Below are 14,994 nucleotides of genomic sequence, written 5' to 3'. Positions count from 1 at the left end.
GCAGAAGGAACAGTGGCTGCCCGGCCTTGCGGACGGCTCGACCACGATGGCGTTCGCGATCACCGAACCCGATGCCGGCTCGAACTCGCACAACATCACCACGACCGCACGGCGTACGGACAAGGGCTGGTCGCTGTCCGGCCGCAAGGTCTACATCTCCGGGCTCGACGTCGCCCAGGCCGTCCTGGTGGTCGGGCGGACCGAGGACGCGAAGACCGGCAACCTGAAGCCCGCCTTGTTCATCGTGCCGACCACTGCTGAAGGCGTTGAGTTCCGGAAGATCGAGATGGATCTGCTCAGCCCGGACAAGCAGTTCTCCCTCTTCCTCGACGATGTCCAACTGCCACCCGAGGCCCTCGTCGGTTCCGAGGACGCGGCGCTGATGCAGCTGTTCGCCGGGCTCAACCCGGAGCGGATCATGGCTTCCGCGTTCGCGATCGGGATCGGCCGGCACGCTCTCGACAAAGCCGTTGCCTACGTCAAGGAACGCCAGGTCTGGAAGGGCCCGATCGGCGCCCACCAAGGGATCGCGCACCCGTTGGCCCAGTGCAAGATCGAGCTCGAACTGGCCCGCCTGATGATGCAGAAGGCAGCCGCCCTGTACGACGCCGGCGACGACCTCGGCGCGGGTGAGGCCGCCAACATGGCCAAGTACGCCGCCGGCGAGGCGACCGTCCGCGCCACCGACCAGGCGGTCCAGTCACTCGGCGGCAACGGGATGACAGTCGAGTACGGCGTCGCCTCGCTGGTCGCCGCGGCCCGGGCCACCCGGATCGCACCGGTCAGCCGGGAGATGATCCTCAACTTTGTCGCGCAGCACAGTCTTGGCCTACCCAAGTCGTACTGATTCGGTCAGAGTCTTCCTCCAAAACCCCCGAGGTGAAAGGACCCGCCCGTGGTCATGTACAGCGAGTTCCCGCCCGTCGAAGTGCTTGAGGTGCCGATCCACGACGCGGTGCTCGGCCGCGCCCAGGAGTACGGCAACCGGATCGCTCTGGTGGACGGCGTCAGTGGCAGAGAGATCAGCTACGCCCAGCTCGACGGGATGACCAGACGGATGGCGGCCGGGCTCGCGGAGCTAGGGATCAAGCACCGTGACGTGGTCGCGCTGTACAGCCCGAACACGATCCTCTACCCGGTCGTCTTCTACGGCGCCACCCGCGCCGGGGCCACGGTGACGACGGTCAACGCGCTCTACACGGCCGACGAGCTGCACAAACAGTTGGTGGACTCGAAGGCGAAATTGCTGGTGACAATTTCGCTCTTCCTGCCGGTGGCCACGGCGGCGATCGAAGGGACCGACGTACGGGAGATCATCGTCTGCGACGCGGCCGAGGGGTACCGGTCGGTGATGGAGCTGGTGGCGTCCACCGGGCCCGAGCCCGTGGTAGAGATCGATCCGGCGGAGGACATCGCAGTACTGCCGTATTCGAGTGGGACCACCGGCGCGGCCAAGGGGGTGATGCTGACGCACCGGAACATCGCGACGAACATCGCGCAGGGCGAGGTCATGATCGCGATGGGCGAGGGCGAGCGGATCATCGCGATTCTGCCGTTCTTCCACATCTACGGGCTGACGGTGCTGCTGAACATGCCGCTGCGGTTGGGCGCGACCGTGGTGGTGCTGCCGAAGTTCGACCTGGAGCAGTTCCTCACCACGCTCGACGTGCAGAAGATCACCCGGGCTTTCGTCGCGCCGCCGATCGTGCTGGCACTCGCGAAGCACCCGGCGGTGGACGGGAAGGACCTGTCGTCGCTGAAGTGGCTGACGTCCGCGGCGGCCCCGCTGGACGGGGAACTCGCTGAGGCCTGCGCGAAGCGGCTCGGTCTGCACACTGTTCTGCAGTGCTACGGAATGACCGAGCTCTCGCCGGGCACCCACGCAGTACCGCAGGATGACCAGGATCCGCCGCCCGGTGCCGTGGGCAAGCTTTTCCCGTCCACCGAGCTGCGGCTGGTCGGTGCCGATGGCGACGATGTGGGCGAGGGTGAGCCCGGTGAGGTCTGGATCCGCGGTCCACAGGTGATGAAGGGATACCTCGGCCGGCCGGCGGAGACCGAGGCGACCATCGACCGGGAGGGCTGGCTGCACACCGGCGACATCGGCCGCGTCGACGCGCGGGGCTACCTGTACGTCGTCGACCGGGTGAAGGAGCTGATCAAGTACCACGGGTACCAGGTGCCGCCGGCCGAACTGGAGGCCGTGTTGCTGACCGACGAGCGGATCGCGGATGCCGCGGTGATCGGCGTACAGGCTGCTGGCGACGAGGTACCGAAGGCGTTCGTGGTGCCGATGCCGGGGGTCGAGTTGTCCGAGCAGGACGTGATCGACTACGTCGCCGCCCGCGTCGCGCCGTACAAGAAAGTGCGGCAGGTGGAGTTCATCGATGCGGTGCCGAAGGCCGCCTCTGGCAAGATCCTGCGGCGCGAGCTCAGAGCCCGGGAGGCCGCGGGTGCCTAGCTCGGAGTTTCGGTGAGTGAGGCGCTGCGCGCGCCGCAGCAGGATCGGAGCCGGGTGACCCGGCAGAAACTGCTCGCGGCGGCGGTGGAGTCGCTCTCGGAGGTGGGCTATGCCGCGACCACCGTTTCGGTGGTCGCGGCCCGGGCCGGGGTGTCGCGGGGGGCTGCGCAGCATCACTTCCCGACTCGCGCGGATCTGTTCGCGGCGGCGGTCGAATACATGACCGAGGTGCGGTTGGCCGAGATCCGGGAGCAGGCGTCATCGCTGCCTGATGGCGAGGGCCGGACCGCCGCGATCGTCGGGATGCTCGCGGACGTTTACACGGGACCGCTGTTCCGGGCGGCTCTGCATCTGTGGGTCGCGGCATCGACAGAGGAGCCGCTGCGGAAGCAGATCGTCCGGTTGGAGGCGCATGTCGGTCGGCAGGCGCACCGGACGTTGCTGGACGTGCTGGACGTGAGTGAGCGGACTCCGGGCGTTCGCGAAACCGTACAGGGCGTGCTGGACATGGCTCGCGGGCTCGGCCTCGCCGATCTGCTCACGGACGACAGCGCGCGCCGGCGCGGCGTCGTACGGCAGTGGTCGCACATCCTCGACCAGGCACTGACCGCCCGCTGACCGGCGCCGGGCACCTTCGGTTCGTTTCAGCTGGCGGGCAGGCACTCGGGAATCGATGTCCGATCCCGTAAGTTGCCCTTTGTCATGACTACTGAACGGGTCGAGCGGGAGGCCGTGGGACTGCGCTCGGCGCGTGGGCCGATCCTGCTCGCGGTGATGCTGAGCATCGGACTGGTCGCGATCGACGCGACCATCCTGGCGACCGCGGTGCCCTCGGTGGTGGCGGACCTCGGCGGCTTCACCCAGTTCCCCTGGCTGTTCTCGATCTACCTGCTCGCCCAGGCGGTCTCGGTACCGATCTACGGCAAGCTCGCCGACCAGCGCGGCCGCAAGCCGCTGATGCTGTTCGGGGTCGGGCTGTTCGTGCTCGGCTCGGTGCTCTGCGGATTCGCCTGGAGCATGCCGTCGCTGATCGCCTTCCGGCTGATCCAGGGACTCGGCGCCGGCGCGATCCAGCCGATCGGCATGACGATCGTCGGTGACATTTACAGCGTCGCCGAGCGGGCCCGGGTGCAGGGCTACATCGCCAGCGTCTGGGGGATCGCCTCGTTCGTCGGGCCGACCCTCGGCGGCGTCTTCTCGGACTACATCTCGTGGCGCTGGATCTTCTTCGTGAACATCCCGCTCGGCCTGGCCGCCGCCTGGGTGCTGCTGCGGCGGTTCCACGAGGACGTCAAAGAGAAGGCGCGGCACAAGATCGACTACTGGGGCACGATCCTGCTCACGGTGGGTACCTCGTTGCTGCTGCTGGGACTGCTCGAGGGCGGCGTGATGTGGTCCTGGGATTCCGTCACCAGCATCCTCATCCTGGTCGCCGCGGTCATGCTGCTGGTGGCGTTCGCGCTGGTCGAGCGGCGGGCGGCCGAGCCCGTGCTCCCTCCCTGGGTGCTGGGACAGCGGGTGCTGAACTCGGCGAACTCGTCGGCTCTGCTGGTCGGCGTGCTGATGGTCGGATTGTCGACGTACGTGCCGCTGTATGCGCAGGGCGTGCTCGGGACCTCGGCGCTGGTGGCCGGCTTCGCGCTGGCGGCGATGACCTTGGGATGGCCGATCGCGGCGTCATTGGCAGGGCGGCTGTATCTGCGGCTCGGGTTCAGGACCACGATGCTGCTCGGCGCCGTCATCGTGGTGATCGGCGCCGCACTACTGCTGACCGTGAACCCTGACAGTCCGGTGCTCTACCTGGCGATGACGTGCTTCGTGATCGGCCTCGGACTCGGCTTCACCGCCTCGCCTGGTGTCGTGGCCGCGCAGTCGTCCGTGGCGTGGCAGACCCGTGGCGTGGTCACCGGGGCCAACATGTTCGCCCGATCGGTCGGCAGCGCCGTCGGGGTCGCCGTGTTCGGCGCAGTCGCCAACGCCGTCGTCGCCTCGCGGCTCGGAGCGAGCCACGAGGACCTGGAGCATCTGTCGGGCGACGTACTCGCCCCTGCCATCCACGACGTGTACTACGGCGCTGCGGCCGCGGCCGTCTTGCTGGTCGTCGCCGTCTCGTTCATGCCGAACAGAGTCGCCGAGGAACCTCGCGGCTAGCTCTGGTCAGGCACCGCGGGATTCGGCGACGCGGCGGAGCCAGTAGCGGAACCAGTCGGGGCCGTAGGGCACGTAGACGCGGGTTGGAATGACGCGGGCTCTCAACTGGTCGAGCACCTCGGGGCGGACGCCGAGGAGGTGCTCGACGGGGACGGGGCCGACGGACAGCAGGACTGCTTCGCGGACTCGCCCGTCGTGGGTCGCGAGGGACCAGGGCGATCCACTGGCCGCGAGGCGGTGGGCCAACTGGAGGTAGGCGATGTCGGTCGGCTCGCCGTACGGGTGAGCTCCGGACGGTTCGACGTACGCGCCCTTGACGAGCCGGACCTGTACGCCGGCGGCGGTCAGGGCGTCGGCGTCTTCCGGTGAGCGCTGCAGATTGGCCTGCACGGTCGCGCCGAGGCGATCCGCCAGACCGCGGCCCGCTACGTCGAGCACGCACTCCAGGATCTTGTCGGCCCGGCCGTTGTCCTCGGCGCCGACCTGAACCCGGCGGCCCGGCGGCAGCGCCTCGACCAGCTTGGCGAGAAGGTCCGCGCAACCGCTGGGATCGAGGTCCAGGGCCAGGTGGGACAGATCGACGGCCAGCCAGACGTCTGCCGGCGGTGGCGGGATCAGCTTGGCCAACTCGAGGTACTCGTCGACGATCTTGGCAGCCGCGGCCGCATCGGTGGACAGCTCGCCGAACAGGTCCAGACTGACGCCGTGGCCCTTGCCGAGTTGGTCGGAGGTGACCTGCAGGGCCTCGTCGCGAGTGCGGCCCGCGACGTACCGCGAGGCCGCGCGGTAGGCGTTCGCCTCGCCGCCGGGGAGTCCCCTCACGAGTTGTTCGAATCGGTCGTTGGTCGCCAGTTTGAAGAGGATCGCCCGGTCAGCACGCATGTCCCTCAGTCTGCCAGCGCCTCCTTGGGCATGACCTTCACTGGCGAGATCACAGCAGCCACCGCGCGGGGCTCCATGCCATCGCTCGATCAACATCAAAATGACGGCGCAGCTGGGCGGCTGGCCTGGTCGGTAGACGAGGCCAGCCGCCGGGGCGGTGAGGCGGTGGGCGCTCAGATCTTGCCGGTGGTCCAGAAGTGGTAGTTGTGGTCCTTGGCGAAGTCGGCGCGCTTCCAGTCTCCAGAGGTCAGGGACTGTACGTGCCAGCCGGATTGGCTGTGGTTGTCGCGCAGGAGGGGCCAGGCCGCTTCGCCGCCACCGTTGGGGTCGCCGGTGGCGGCGAAGCGCGTCCAGGCTCCGATCATCCGGTCACCGAGCAGGGCCTGCCGGGGTGACAGCTTGTCGAACAGGTCCAGGTCGAAAATGTACGGCAGCTCAGCCAAGTGCTGAGCGGCAACCGGGAAGCTCGGCGTTGGGTAGCCCGCGTACCAGGGGGTGTCCTGGTCGGCGAACTCGTACATCCGAGTGGGGGTCCACCGTGACAGCGCGCGGGCGGTGTCGAGGGTCGGTACGGACCAGATCGAGTCGGTCTTCACCCTCGCCAGCGTCTGCCCTGCCGAGGTGCCCAGCGGGTAGCGCTTCAGTACGGCGTCGGCCTTCTTGCCGTGCTCCTGCCTGACGGCGGGCTCGTACGCCTCGGCCGGCATGGGCGTGCCGGTCACCAGTTCCTCGCCGATGATCATCCCGTTCTCCTCGTCGTGGTTGACGCCGATGAGGACGGGGACCCGGTTGAACCGGCCGGTGCGAAGGGCTTCGTCGACCGGGAGCGGCAGGGCGGGCGTGCCGCTGACCGGGCGCGGCTCCCGATTTGTGCCGTAGGCCTCCAGCAGCCTTTCGATCGGGACCTCGCGCAGGCAGCCTGCCACGTCGGCGGGGTTCGTGCAGTCCTTCGCCTCGATCGCGTCCTTGACCACCTTCTCGATCACCTCGTCGTTGTCGGCTTGGGCCTCGGCCCGGGTGCGGGAGGCGGTGCCCGGGGTGTCGCAGGGCGCGCTCTGGATGATCGCCCGGTGGAACAGCCCCGCGGACGCCGGGGAGGCGAGTTGGCCGCAGACGCTGAAGCCGCTGCCGGACTGGCCCATGATCGTCACATTGCCCGGGTCGCCGCCGAATGCCCGGATGTTCTTGCGCACCCAGCGCAGCGCCTCGCGCTGATCGTCCAGTGCGAGGCTGCCCGACTCCGTCAGGGACGGGTGGGTCAGGAAGCTGGTGACACCCAGGCGGTAGTTCATCGACACCACGACGGCGCCGCCGGCCGCGAGCCGGTCGGGACCGTACAGGTCCCCCATCCCGTACATCATGCTGCCGCCGTGGATCCACACGATCACCGGCAGCTTTCCACGCTTGCCGACCGGAGTGGTGACGTTGAGGTTGAGGCAGTCCTCCTCGGTGCTGTACTTGCCGATCGGGTACCCGACAGGCTGCGCGCAGGGCTTGCCGGGCGTGGTGGCGTCCCGTACGCCGGTCCACGCGGCGGCCGGGCGCGGCGCGGCGAAGCGGGCGGCTGTGGCGTAGGGGATCCCCCGGAAGGACCTCACCTCCGGGCCGACCGTTCCCCGCACTGCGCCCTGGGAGGTGATCACGACCGATGGGCCGGGAGCCGCTTGGGCGGCCGGTGCGAACGTTGCGAGCAGCGCGAGGCCGAGGCCCGCCGACGTGATGATTTTCCTCATGGCTCTCCTTGTTGATCAAGCGACGGCAGGGACCGTAACAGGGATTTGCGCGATCGCGCAATGCGATCGCATAAGGCGGTCGCGTGAGGCGAGCGATCAAATCTGTTGGTAGGCTGCTGCGCATGGGAAACCGCGAGGACCTGCTCGCGGGCGCCAAGCGGTGCCTGCGCGAGAAGGGCTACGACCGCACCAGCGTTCGTGACATCGCCACTGCGGCCGGCGTGAGCATGGCCGCGATCGGCTATCACTACGGATCGCGGGAGGCGCTGCTCAGCCAGGCGCTGTTCGACCTGCTGGACGAGTGGGGCGACAGCCTCGGCCGCGCGCTCACTCCAGGGGGCGGCGACGACGCGGCGCGCGGCTTCGAGCGCATGTGGGACGGGCTCATCGAGCAGTTCGCCGCGCATCCGGATCTCTGGCTGGCCACGGTGGAGCTGTTCCTGCAGGCGCAACGGCAGCCCGCGCTGCGCAGCCAACTGGCCGGCGGCGTCGCCCAGGGCTGGCGCGGCATGGCCGGGATCCTGCAGAGCGTGCCGGAAGAGGCGGTCTCGGACCACTCCACCCGCACGCTCGGCATGATCCAGACTGCACTGATGACGGGCGTGATGATCCAGAGCCTCAGCAATCCGGCGAACGCACCCACCTCGGCCGAGGTGCTGGAAGGGCTGCGGGCGCTGGCGAAGATCGCCGAACTACCGAACCCATGACGTGCGAAAAATCGCCGATGCTTGGCCGCCGCGGCCGGATCGGCGCGCATGTCGCTCGGTTTAGGTTGGCTTTATGCGAGCGGTGGATTGTGTCGGCGTACTGATTCAGGGCGAGCAGCACCGGGTCTACGTGCACCGACGGACGATGCAGCGACGGTTGTTCCCGGGGATCTGGGACATCGTCGGCGGTCACCTCGAGCCGGGCGAGACGCCGGAGCAGACGCTGGCGCGCGAGCTCGAGGAGGAGACCGGCTGGAAGCTGCGAGAGATCCGCTCGACGGTCGCCGACTGGGAGTGGGAACACCAGGGCCGGATCCGGCGCGAACTGGACTACCTGGTCACGGTCGAGGGTGATCTGCGGCGGCCCCGGCTCGAGGAGGGCAAACACGACGCGAGCGCCTGGGTCGGACCGGACGACCTGGAACTCCTGATGGAGAACCGGACCGACGGCGATCGCCGGCTGCGGGACATCGTGGCGCAAGTGGTCCGCACCCGCTTGACCGAACGGCTGCGGCTGGAGCCGATCGCCGGTCCGGGCGAGGTCCTGGCCGGACATGCAGCGGACCTCGAGCGCTTGTTCGCGGATCCGTGGGTCGCGCACTGGTACGGCGGCACCTGGTCGACAGAGGAGTCCGTACTACGGTCCGCCGAGATGCACCGTGGTTGGGAACGGGACGGCGTCAGCAAGTGGATGGCCTACGAACGCGCAGGTGGTTCGCCTGAGCACGGCGCTGCGGGTGCTCTCGAGCGCGCCAGAGGTTCGCTGGTTGGGCGGGGTGGGTTGTCCCGGCTGAGCGCGGACAACCCGGTGACCGCGGCGATCGCGGCGCTGGCCGGGCCGGAATGGGCGGTGGATCGTCTCGAACTCGGCTGGGCGCTGACCGGGGCGGCTCGCGGACTGGGCTATGCGACCGAGATCGGCCGGGCCGGACTGGAGTTCGCCTTCGAGACGCTCGGGGCCTCGGCCGTGATCGCGTTCACCGAGCGGCACAACGCCGCTTCGCGCGCCGTGATGGAGCGCCTGGGGATGCCGTTCGCCGGGGAGATCACGGCAGAAGGCCTGGTGGAAGGCGTGGAAGGTGTGCAGCCAGACGCACCCTTCGCGGTGCACGTGGCACGCGGTGGCTCCGCTGCGTGACCGCCCAGGCGCGGCGGTCACACAACGGAGTCGGCCACCTCGTAGCGGCTCATGGTGAGGTGTCACGAGCCGCTGGTGTCCTGCGCCGGAGACCCGAGCGTCAACTCGGGTGCGCCGGGTCTCCGACACAGGGCACTGGCCCCGCCCGGCCCGAGGTGTCGGCCAGGAGGTGGTTGGAACGGCTGGGCGGCGGCGATACAGGGACTCGAGCCGCCAGCCCAGCCGGGCTGGTGGTGGTGCGGTCCGGAGCTGAGGAGTGCTCCGGACCGCACCGGGTTTCGCCCGGGACCTGAGGAGTCCCGGACCTTCCATCGCCCACTCCTGAACGTGAGGAGACTCCAGGAGCGGATTTTCCGGGTCTGAGGAGGACCCGGAGGCTTCAGTTGTCCGCGTTCTCCAGCGGACCGAGGACGTCGTTCGTGACCCGGAGGCCGGCGAACCGCCTCCGCATTGCCTGCTCGTACCGCGCTGCCAGCGGCGCTTCCGCGACGTACTGCGCGATCACGTGCTCGCCGAACCAGACCCGAACTCTGCGCCGGTGCTGCCTCGACGTCATTTCTGCAACAGTCACTGCTTGCTCACCCCGTAACTCTCAGCCCTTGCAACCAGTTGGACTTACTGGTTGTCATGGCAGTAATGGTGCACAACCCGAGCGTGACCGCTCTAGGACCTGGACCGGACCTTTGCCGGACCTCTTCAGGACCTCTCGCGGACATCTGGAGGACTGCACCTTGTCGTGGGGCATTAGTCGAGACAACGTCTGATCTGACGTGAACGGGAGGAACGATGGCGGGTAGGTATACGCCAAGAACGGTTCTTGCGCACCTGATCCAGCGCCGGAACCAGACCTACTCCGAGATCGTCGCCGAGTTCGTCGAGCTGGGTGGAACCATCACCGAGCGGCATCTGCGGCGCCTCGCATCGGGCGAGCGCGCAGGAACCACTCCACAGACCCGGCGCACCCTGCAACGCATGTTCGGCAAGCCGGTCGAGGAGCTCCTCGCCCCGTACGTCCCCGAGCAGGCCGCCCAGGTGGTGCCTGCGCCTGCGAGTGGACGGATCACGACAGGTAATGAGATGGAGGTTCTCGACATGGCTGCCAGCCGTGCGCGGGCATTCGCCCTCGCGGCCCAGACCGGTCTCGGTTCCGAGGCTATGGAACAGGTGTACGACGATGTGAGACACGTTGCGAAGGCCTACCCGCAGCGCCCACTGCCGGAGATCCTCGGCCAACTGGTCGAGACCCAGGATCTTGTCTTCGCACTGCTGGAGAGCCGGCAGCGCCCGGAACACCTGCGGCAGCTTTACTTCCTCGGCGGCGTGACCGGTGGTCTGCTCGCCAAGGCCTCCCACGACCTGGGCAACCCGCATGCTGCCCTGACCCAGGCCCGGACCGCGTTCCTGTGCGCGGACAACGCCGACCACCACGGGCTGCGCGCCTGGGTCCGCGGCCTGCAGTCCCTGGTCTCGTACTGGGCCGGCAACCCGCACGACTCGGTCCGGTACGCCCAGCTGGGGGCCGGCTACGCCGAGCAGGCGAACAGCACCACCGGCGTCTGGTTGCCGGTCAGTGAGGCCCGTGCCTGGGCCGCGCTGGGCAACGCGGACGCCGCGCGCGCCGCACTCGAGCGGGCCGAGAACGCCTGGAGCTCGGTGCGGAACGACGACCTGGACGAGATGGGCGGCCTCTGCACCTTCGGCCGCAACCGGCAGCTGTACTACGCGGCCGACGCGCTCGCGTGGCTGCCCGGCGAGGTGGAGACGGCGGAGCGGTACTCCAGCCAGGCCGTCGACGCCTACACCGACCAGACGCACCCCGAGTGGGCCTTCGGCGACGCCGCCGGCAGCCACGCCGCCATGGCCATCACCCGGATCGCGAACGGTGAGCTCGACGGAGCGGCGGACGCGCTCGCGCCCGTCCTCGGTCTGCCGGCCGAGCGCCGGATCAACGGTGTGGTCCACTCCGCTCGCCGGGTCCACCAGGCGCTGCGGCAATCCGGCCGCGCCGACGACGCGCGGGAACTGCAGGAAGAGATCGAGACGTTCACCCGTACGCCGATGCAGACGTTCCCCCGGTAACAGCCGGGATGGAGCCACTCACCGGCGATGGCACGAGACTGCGCGAGTTCCGGACCGAGGACCTCGAGGACTATCTCGCCATCGTCGGTGACGACCGGGTGACGAACTGGCTGTCCTTCGACAGTCGCGACCGCGAAGCCGCCCGGAAGGCGCTCGACAGCATCGTCGAGCGCTCTCAGCAGGAGAACCGCTCCGACTATCTGCTCGCCGTCACCAGCCGGGACGACGACCGAATGATCGGCTTCGCCCGTCTCGGGCCTACCGGCGTGCAGGCGGCGCACCTCGGCTACGCGATCGCCGCGGACCACTGGGGCCACGGCTACGCCACCGACGCGGCCCGCACCCTCCTCCGCTGCGCCTTCGAAACCCTCGCCCTGCACCGCGTCAGCGCCGCGATCGGCCCCGAGAACCTCGCCTCGATCGCCGTAGTGAAAACCCTGGGCTTCAGCTACGAAGGCCGCATCCGCCACCACGTCTACACCAACAACGCCTGGCGCGACTCCCTCCTCTACTCCCTCCTCACCACCGAGTGGACTCACAGGGCATGATCCACAGATAGTGTCAAATGGAGCATAAAAGTATCTGCTTCTGATACTTTGTTCTATGATTTGACACTGTCCGATCGATGACTGGCGAGGTCTTGCTGATGGCACGCACGCTCTCGCGAGGCTTGGCAGCAATTGTCGAAGCGCTCGAACTCACCCAGCCCGAGACCGTGACGATGACTGAGCTGGATGCCCTCGCGCGGCAGGCCGGTGTGGCGACCGAGCCCAGAGTATTGGCCGGTCGGCTTCGCGATCGGGGCTGGCTGTTGCCTACCGGTGTTACAGGTGTCTGGGGGTTCGTCCCGGGCGCTCACGCCGGTCCTCTGAGCCACGGTGAACCGACGATGCCCTTGCGGGCGGCGCTCAGACGAGACCCTGGACTGCGAGCCGCCTTGGCGCTCGGCACTGCCGCCTGGGCTCACGGCCTGGCGGACCGCCTGCCTACCCGGCTCGATGTGGCTGTTCCGCGCGATCAACCGGTCCCAGCAGCCCTCGCCCGGGCGGCGAGAATCACCAGGTTCAGCAGCAACCTCGAGCCCGTGACGCTGAAGGAGGTTGCCACTGAGCGAATCGAAACCATCCTCGTGCATCTGGCCGCGCAGCCGAACGCGGTTCGTTCGTGGTCCTCGGTTCAAGAATGGATCCCAGACGCAGCCGTCGAGGCCGACGCTGCCTTGGTGGAGACAGAGCTGACTGGTCGCCCCAAGAGCGTGTCGGTGCGGCTGGGCTATCTCCTTCAGCGGCTTCGTCCTGACATCAGCGGCTCCCTGTTCTCCGCGGTGGGGACCAAGGTCTGGTTCGGGCCGCGGGGACCTCTCCTGCGCCACAGCGAACGCTGGCAGGTGGCAGACACGCTGCTGCCGTTCAACCCCGTCGCCCTGACCACGGATGACGAAGCCCGATGAAATCCAGCTACATCATCAAGCTGACCATTGGTCAGGTGCTCAGGCACGCGCCGACCGGAACCCAGGGACGTGAGGCGGCGCTCATCGACATCGCCCAGGATCTTCTGCTGCGGCATCTGTCAGATGCGACCGTGCTCGACTATCTGGCCTTCAAAGGCGGCACCGCACTACGCAAGCTCTACGCAGGCAACCAGGGCCGCTTCTCCCTCGATCTCGACTTCTCCGTACTGCGCATCGGCGATGATCCTGCCGGGGTCGTCGACCTCCTTGTCGAGGAGGTCGACGGGCTGCAACTCGGTCCTTTCACCTAGGCATCGTCACACGACGGGGCAAGAGCATGGTGACTATCGACAGCCAGTTCGGCGCGACCGCTCAGCTGGCCAGCAAGCTGGATATCAGTCCACCGCCCTGGCTGGCAGCAGTCCGTCGACAGTGGGTCCCGATGCCCATCCACCACAGCTACGGCGGCCCACTTCCCTCCCTGACCTGCACCAGACTAGAAGAGAATCTCGCCGAGAAGATCGCTCGCCTCAACAGGACGACGACGGCACGCGACATCTACGACCTGGTGTGGATCTGGCAGGTCTTTCGCCGGCAGCCCGCTGTGACGATCGATACGGCTTTGATCCGACGACTTGCCGTTCTCAAGATGTGGGTAGACGCGAACGGTCTGAGCGCCGAAGGCACCGCCTGGAAGCCGGGACATGAGTCCTTCCCGTTCGACCCCGACCGTTGGCTGCGCAGCCGTCCTGCTCGCGAGTTCGACACCGAAGACATCGGGCAACTGGCCGTGCCGCCGCCGGACCTCGACGACCTCGGGCGGGACTTGACGACGAGCTACTCCTTTCTCCGAGATCTCGATCCCGATGAACGAAACATCGCCGACCTCCATGGCTCTCATCGGCAGCGAGTGCTCAGGATGCTCGCCGGTTTGGACGGCGGACGGCTCGGCCCCGGCACCTGCTGGTAGCCCGGTTCGTGGCGTTCATCCGGCGCACATCTTGGCTTCATGCGGGGACCTGACTGTGTCTTGTCAGCACTAGACCGGTTTGAGAGGTTCGGCCCATGACGACTGAGCAGCAGGTGCCCGAGTGGGCCGATCCCGCGGTTCCGGTGGAGGAGTTGGATGCGCAGGGGGTGTCCCGGCGGAACCTGATCCGCGGGGCGGGGATGCTCGGGGCCGGGTTTGCGGCGGCCGGGATCGCGCGGGCCGGTGGAGCCGCGGCCGCGACGACCGGTACGGCGTACGGGGTGGGCGCGGGTGGTTCGGCGTACGAGGGAGAGCTGGCGTGGCTGGTGGGGGATCACCACGTGCACAGCCGGTACAGCCATGACGCGAAGTACGACTTCACGCAGTTGGCGCAGCGGGGTGCTCAGTTCGGGCTGGACTGGATGGCGTTCACCGAGCACAGCAACTTCGGGCATGCCGACAAGGGCGCGCAGGCCGAGAACGCCGAGGTGGTGAAGGCGCGGGCGGAGAACCCGCGGATGCTGATCTTCCAAGGCCTCGAGTGGTACATCCCGGCCGCCGAGCACGGCACCCTCCTGGTTGCGCCGGGGCCGAACAACGTGGCTCTGCTGCAGCAGTTCGAGCGCGAATACGACGGCAAGCTCACCAACCGCTCAGCGGATACCGCGGAGAACGAAGTGCACGCGGTGAAGGCGCTGCAGTGGCTCGCCCAGCAGAAGCAGAGCCGGTACGTCGATGACGTCCTGGTACTGGCGAACCACCCGCTCCGGCTCGGCATCGACGCACCCCACGAACTACGGGCCTGGCGTGACACCGGCGTCTGCATCGGCATGGAAGGTGCACCCGGCTCGCAGGGCGAGGCCGACCCGGCCTGGGTCGCCTACCGGGGCAGCACCAACGCACAGCGCGGTGAGTACGTGAACAACCCGGGCACCGGCAGCTTCGCGGGCTACCCGGTCGACGCCTACCGGACGTACGGCGGGTTCGACTGGGCCACAGCCACAGTGGGCGGTCTGTGGGACTCCATGCTCGCCGAGGGCAAACTGTTCTCGATCAGCTCGAACAGTGACAACCACCGGACCATCTGGGACACCTGGAAGGACGGGGAGTTCCCGGCGGGACAGAACTTCGACTCGCTCGGGTGGAAGCCCTCGCCGACGGATTCCGGCGTACCGCAGGCGGGTAGTGACTTCTGGCCCGGCCAGTTCAGCCGGACCCATGTCGGAGTGACGCGGTACGGCTACCTGGACGTGATGGCCGGGCTGCGCGCCGGACGGGTCTGGGTGGACCACGGCCAACTGGTCGACGGCATCGATGTCCGGGTCGCTCCAGTCGGTTCCAAGCAGCGCGGTGTCACTCTGGGCGGGCGTCTGACCGTCAGCCGCAACGAGAGGCTGGAACTGCGGGTCACAGTGACCAGCGC

Annotated in this window: 15 protein-coding genes; 12 read left to right on the top strand and 3 right to left on the bottom strand. The window is 68.1% G+C overall.

Going from position 1 to position 14,994, the window contains the following annotated elements; all coding sequences use genetic code 11:
• The 4 genes from VFG33_RS17925 to VFG33_RS17910 all read left to right on the top strand — a co-directional run.
• Positions 1 to 847, top strand: an 847-nt coding sequence (locus VFG33_RS17925; protein ID WP_325054029.1) for an acyl-CoA dehydrogenase family protein, incomplete at its 5' end; no start/stop codon positions are given.
• Positions 848 to 901: 54 nt separating this feature from the next.
• Entirely contained in the window at positions 902 to 2,461 is a 1,560-nt protein-coding gene (locus VFG33_RS17920; protein ID WP_325054031.1) for an AMP-binding protein, read from the top strand.
• 12 nt (positions 2,462 to 2,473) lie between these two features.
• The gene (locus VFG33_RS17915; protein ID WP_325054028.1) at positions 2,474 to 3,079 is read left to right on the top strand and encodes a TetR/AcrR family transcriptional regulator; all 606 of its coding nucleotides are present in this window, start codon (positions 2,474 to 2,476) and stop codon (positions 3,077 to 3,079) included.
• 84 nt (positions 3,080 to 3,163) lie between these two features.
• On the top strand, positions 3,164 to 4,612 hold the full coding sequence (locus VFG33_RS17910; RefSeq protein ID WP_325054027.1) for an MDR family MFS transporter: 1,449 nt from the start codon (positions 3,164 to 3,166) through the stop codon (positions 4,610 to 4,612).
• A gap of 6 nt (positions 4,613 to 4,618) precedes the next feature.
• Here the strand turns inward: VFG33_RS17910 and VFG33_RS17905 are convergent, their stop codons facing one another.
• Together VFG33_RS17905 and VFG33_RS17900 are read right to left on the bottom strand one after the other, a co-directional pair.
• Positions 4,619 to 5,494 carry a proline dehydrogenase family protein gene (locus VFG33_RS17905; protein ID WP_325054026.1) on the bottom strand — a complete coding sequence of 292 codons (876 nt, stop codon included), beginning with the start codon at positions 5,492 to 5,494 and terminating at the stop codon, positions 4,619 to 4,621.
• A gap of 173 nt (positions 5,495 to 5,667) precedes the next feature.
• The gene (locus tag VFG33_RS17900; RefSeq protein ID WP_325054025.1) at positions 5,668 to 7,227 is read right to left on the bottom strand and encodes a carboxylesterase/lipase family protein; all 1,560 of its coding nucleotides are present in this window, start codon (positions 7,225 to 7,227) and stop codon (positions 5,668 to 5,670) included.
• Positions 7,228 to 7,349: 122 nt separating this feature from the next.
• Between VFG33_RS17900 and VFG33_RS17895 the strand changes: the two genes are divergently transcribed.
• Together VFG33_RS17895 and VFG33_RS17890 are read left to right on the top strand one after the other, a co-directional pair.
• The gene (locus tag VFG33_RS17895; protein ID WP_325054024.1) at positions 7,350 to 7,934 is read left to right on the top strand and encodes a TetR/AcrR family transcriptional regulator; all 585 of its coding nucleotides are present in this window, start codon (positions 7,350 to 7,352) and stop codon (positions 7,932 to 7,934) included.
• Between the two features lie 73 nt (positions 7,935 to 8,007).
• Positions 8,008 to 9,072 carry a GNAT family N-acetyltransferase gene (locus VFG33_RS17890; protein ID WP_325054023.1) on the top strand — a complete coding sequence of 355 codons (1,065 nt, stop codon included), beginning with the start codon at positions 8,008 to 8,010 and terminating at the stop codon, positions 9,070 to 9,072.
• Positions 9,073 to 9,451: 379 nt separating this feature from the next.
• Here VFG33_RS17890 and VFG33_RS17885 read toward each other — a convergent pair whose 3' ends face one another.
• A complete protein-coding gene (locus VFG33_RS17885) occupies positions 9,452 to 9,628 on the bottom strand; it encodes a hypothetical protein (protein ID WP_325054022.1) in 177 nt (58 codons plus the stop codon).
• Between the two features lie 230 nt (positions 9,629 to 9,858).
• Between VFG33_RS17885 and VFG33_RS17880 the strand changes: the two genes are divergently transcribed.
• The 6 genes from VFG33_RS17880 to VFG33_RS17855 form a co-directional block, all read left to right on the top strand.
• The gene (locus tag VFG33_RS17880; RefSeq protein WP_325054021.1) at positions 9,859 to 11,151 is read left to right on the top strand and encodes an NsdA family TPR-like regulatory protein; all 1,293 of its coding nucleotides are present in this window, start codon (positions 9,859 to 9,861) and stop codon (positions 11,149 to 11,151) included.
• An 8-nt stretch (positions 11,152 to 11,159) separates the two neighbouring features.
• A complete protein-coding gene (locus VFG33_RS17875) occupies positions 11,160 to 11,699 on the top strand; it encodes a GNAT family N-acetyltransferase (RefSeq protein ID WP_325054020.1) in 540 nt (179 codons plus the stop codon).
• Positions 11,700 to 11,776: 77 nt separating this feature from the next.
• Entirely contained in the window at positions 11,777 to 12,601 is an 825-nt protein-coding gene (locus VFG33_RS17870) for a type IV toxin-antitoxin system AbiEi family antitoxin (protein ID WP_325054019.1), read from the top strand.
• The gene (locus VFG33_RS17865; protein ID WP_325054018.1) at positions 12,598 to 12,912 is read left to right on the top strand and encodes a nucleotidyl transferase AbiEii/AbiGii toxin family protein; all 315 of its coding nucleotides are present in this window, start codon (positions 12,598 to 12,600) and stop codon (positions 12,910 to 12,912) included. Before VFG33_RS17870 ends, VFG33_RS17865 begins: the two co-directional genes overlap by 4 nt.
• Before the next feature lie 2 nt (positions 12,913 to 12,914).
• A complete protein-coding gene (locus VFG33_RS17860) occupies positions 12,915 to 13,571 on the top strand; it encodes a nucleotidyl transferase AbiEii/AbiGii toxin family protein (RefSeq protein ID WP_325054030.1) in 657 nt (218 codons plus the stop codon).
• A 95-nt stretch (positions 13,572 to 13,666) separates the two neighbouring features.
• Positions 13,667 to 14,994, top strand: a 1,328-nt coding sequence (locus VFG33_RS17855) for a PHP domain-containing protein (protein WP_325054017.1), incomplete at its 3' end; no start/stop codon positions are given.

The sequence above is a fragment of the Kribbella sp. genome (genome assembly GCF_035687465.1).
Classification (GTDB): domain Bacteria; phylum Actinomycetota; class Actinomycetes; order Propionibacteriales; family Kribbellaceae; genus Kribbella.
Note: the sequence above shows the minus strand (reverse complement) of the source record. Positions and strands in the feature narration are given on the sequence as shown.

Bases quoted from the DNA above. Each gene is read 5' to 3' on its own strand.
- VFG33_RS17875 (WP_325054020.1), top strand. From the start codon at position 11,160: ATGGAGCCACTCACCGGCGATGGCACGAGACTGCGCGAGTTCCGGACC.
- VFG33_RS17890 (WP_325054023.1), top strand. From the start codon at position 8,008: ATGCGAGCGGTGGATTGTGTCGGCGTACTGATTCAGGGCGAGCAGCAC.
- VFG33_RS17905 (WP_325054026.1), bottom strand. From the start codon at position 5,494: ATGCGTGCTGACCGGGCGATCCTCTTCAAACTGGCGACCAACGACCGA.
- VFG33_RS17865 (WP_325054018.1), top strand. From the start codon at position 12,598: ATGAAATCCAGCTACATCATCAAGCTGACCATTGGTCAGGTGCTCAGG.
- VFG33_RS17885 (WP_325054022.1), bottom strand. From the start codon at position 9,628: ATGACGTCGAGGCAGCACCGGCGCAGAGTTCGGGTCTGGTTCGGCGAG.
- VFG33_RS17920 (WP_325054031.1), top strand. From the start codon at position 902: ATGTACAGCGAGTTCCCGCCCGTCGAAGTGCTTGAGGTGCCGATCCAC.
- VFG33_RS17900 (WP_325054025.1), bottom strand. From the start codon at position 7,227: ATGAGGAAAATCATCACGTCGGCGGGCCTCGGCCTCGCGCTGCTCGCA.
- VFG33_RS17880 (WP_325054021.1), top strand. From the start codon at position 9,859: ATGGCGGGTAGGTATACGCCAAGAACGGTTCTTGCGCACCTGATCCAG.
- VFG33_RS17910 (WP_325054027.1), top strand. From the start codon at position 3,164: ATGACTACTGAACGGGTCGAGCGGGAGGCCGTGGGACTGCGCTCGGCG.
- VFG33_RS17870 (WP_325054019.1), top strand. From the start codon at position 11,777: ATGACTGGCGAGGTCTTGCTGATGGCACGCACGCTCTCGCGAGGCTTG.
- VFG33_RS17895 (WP_325054024.1), top strand. From the start codon at position 7,350: ATGGGAAACCGCGAGGACCTGCTCGCGGGCGCCAAGCGGTGCCTGCGC.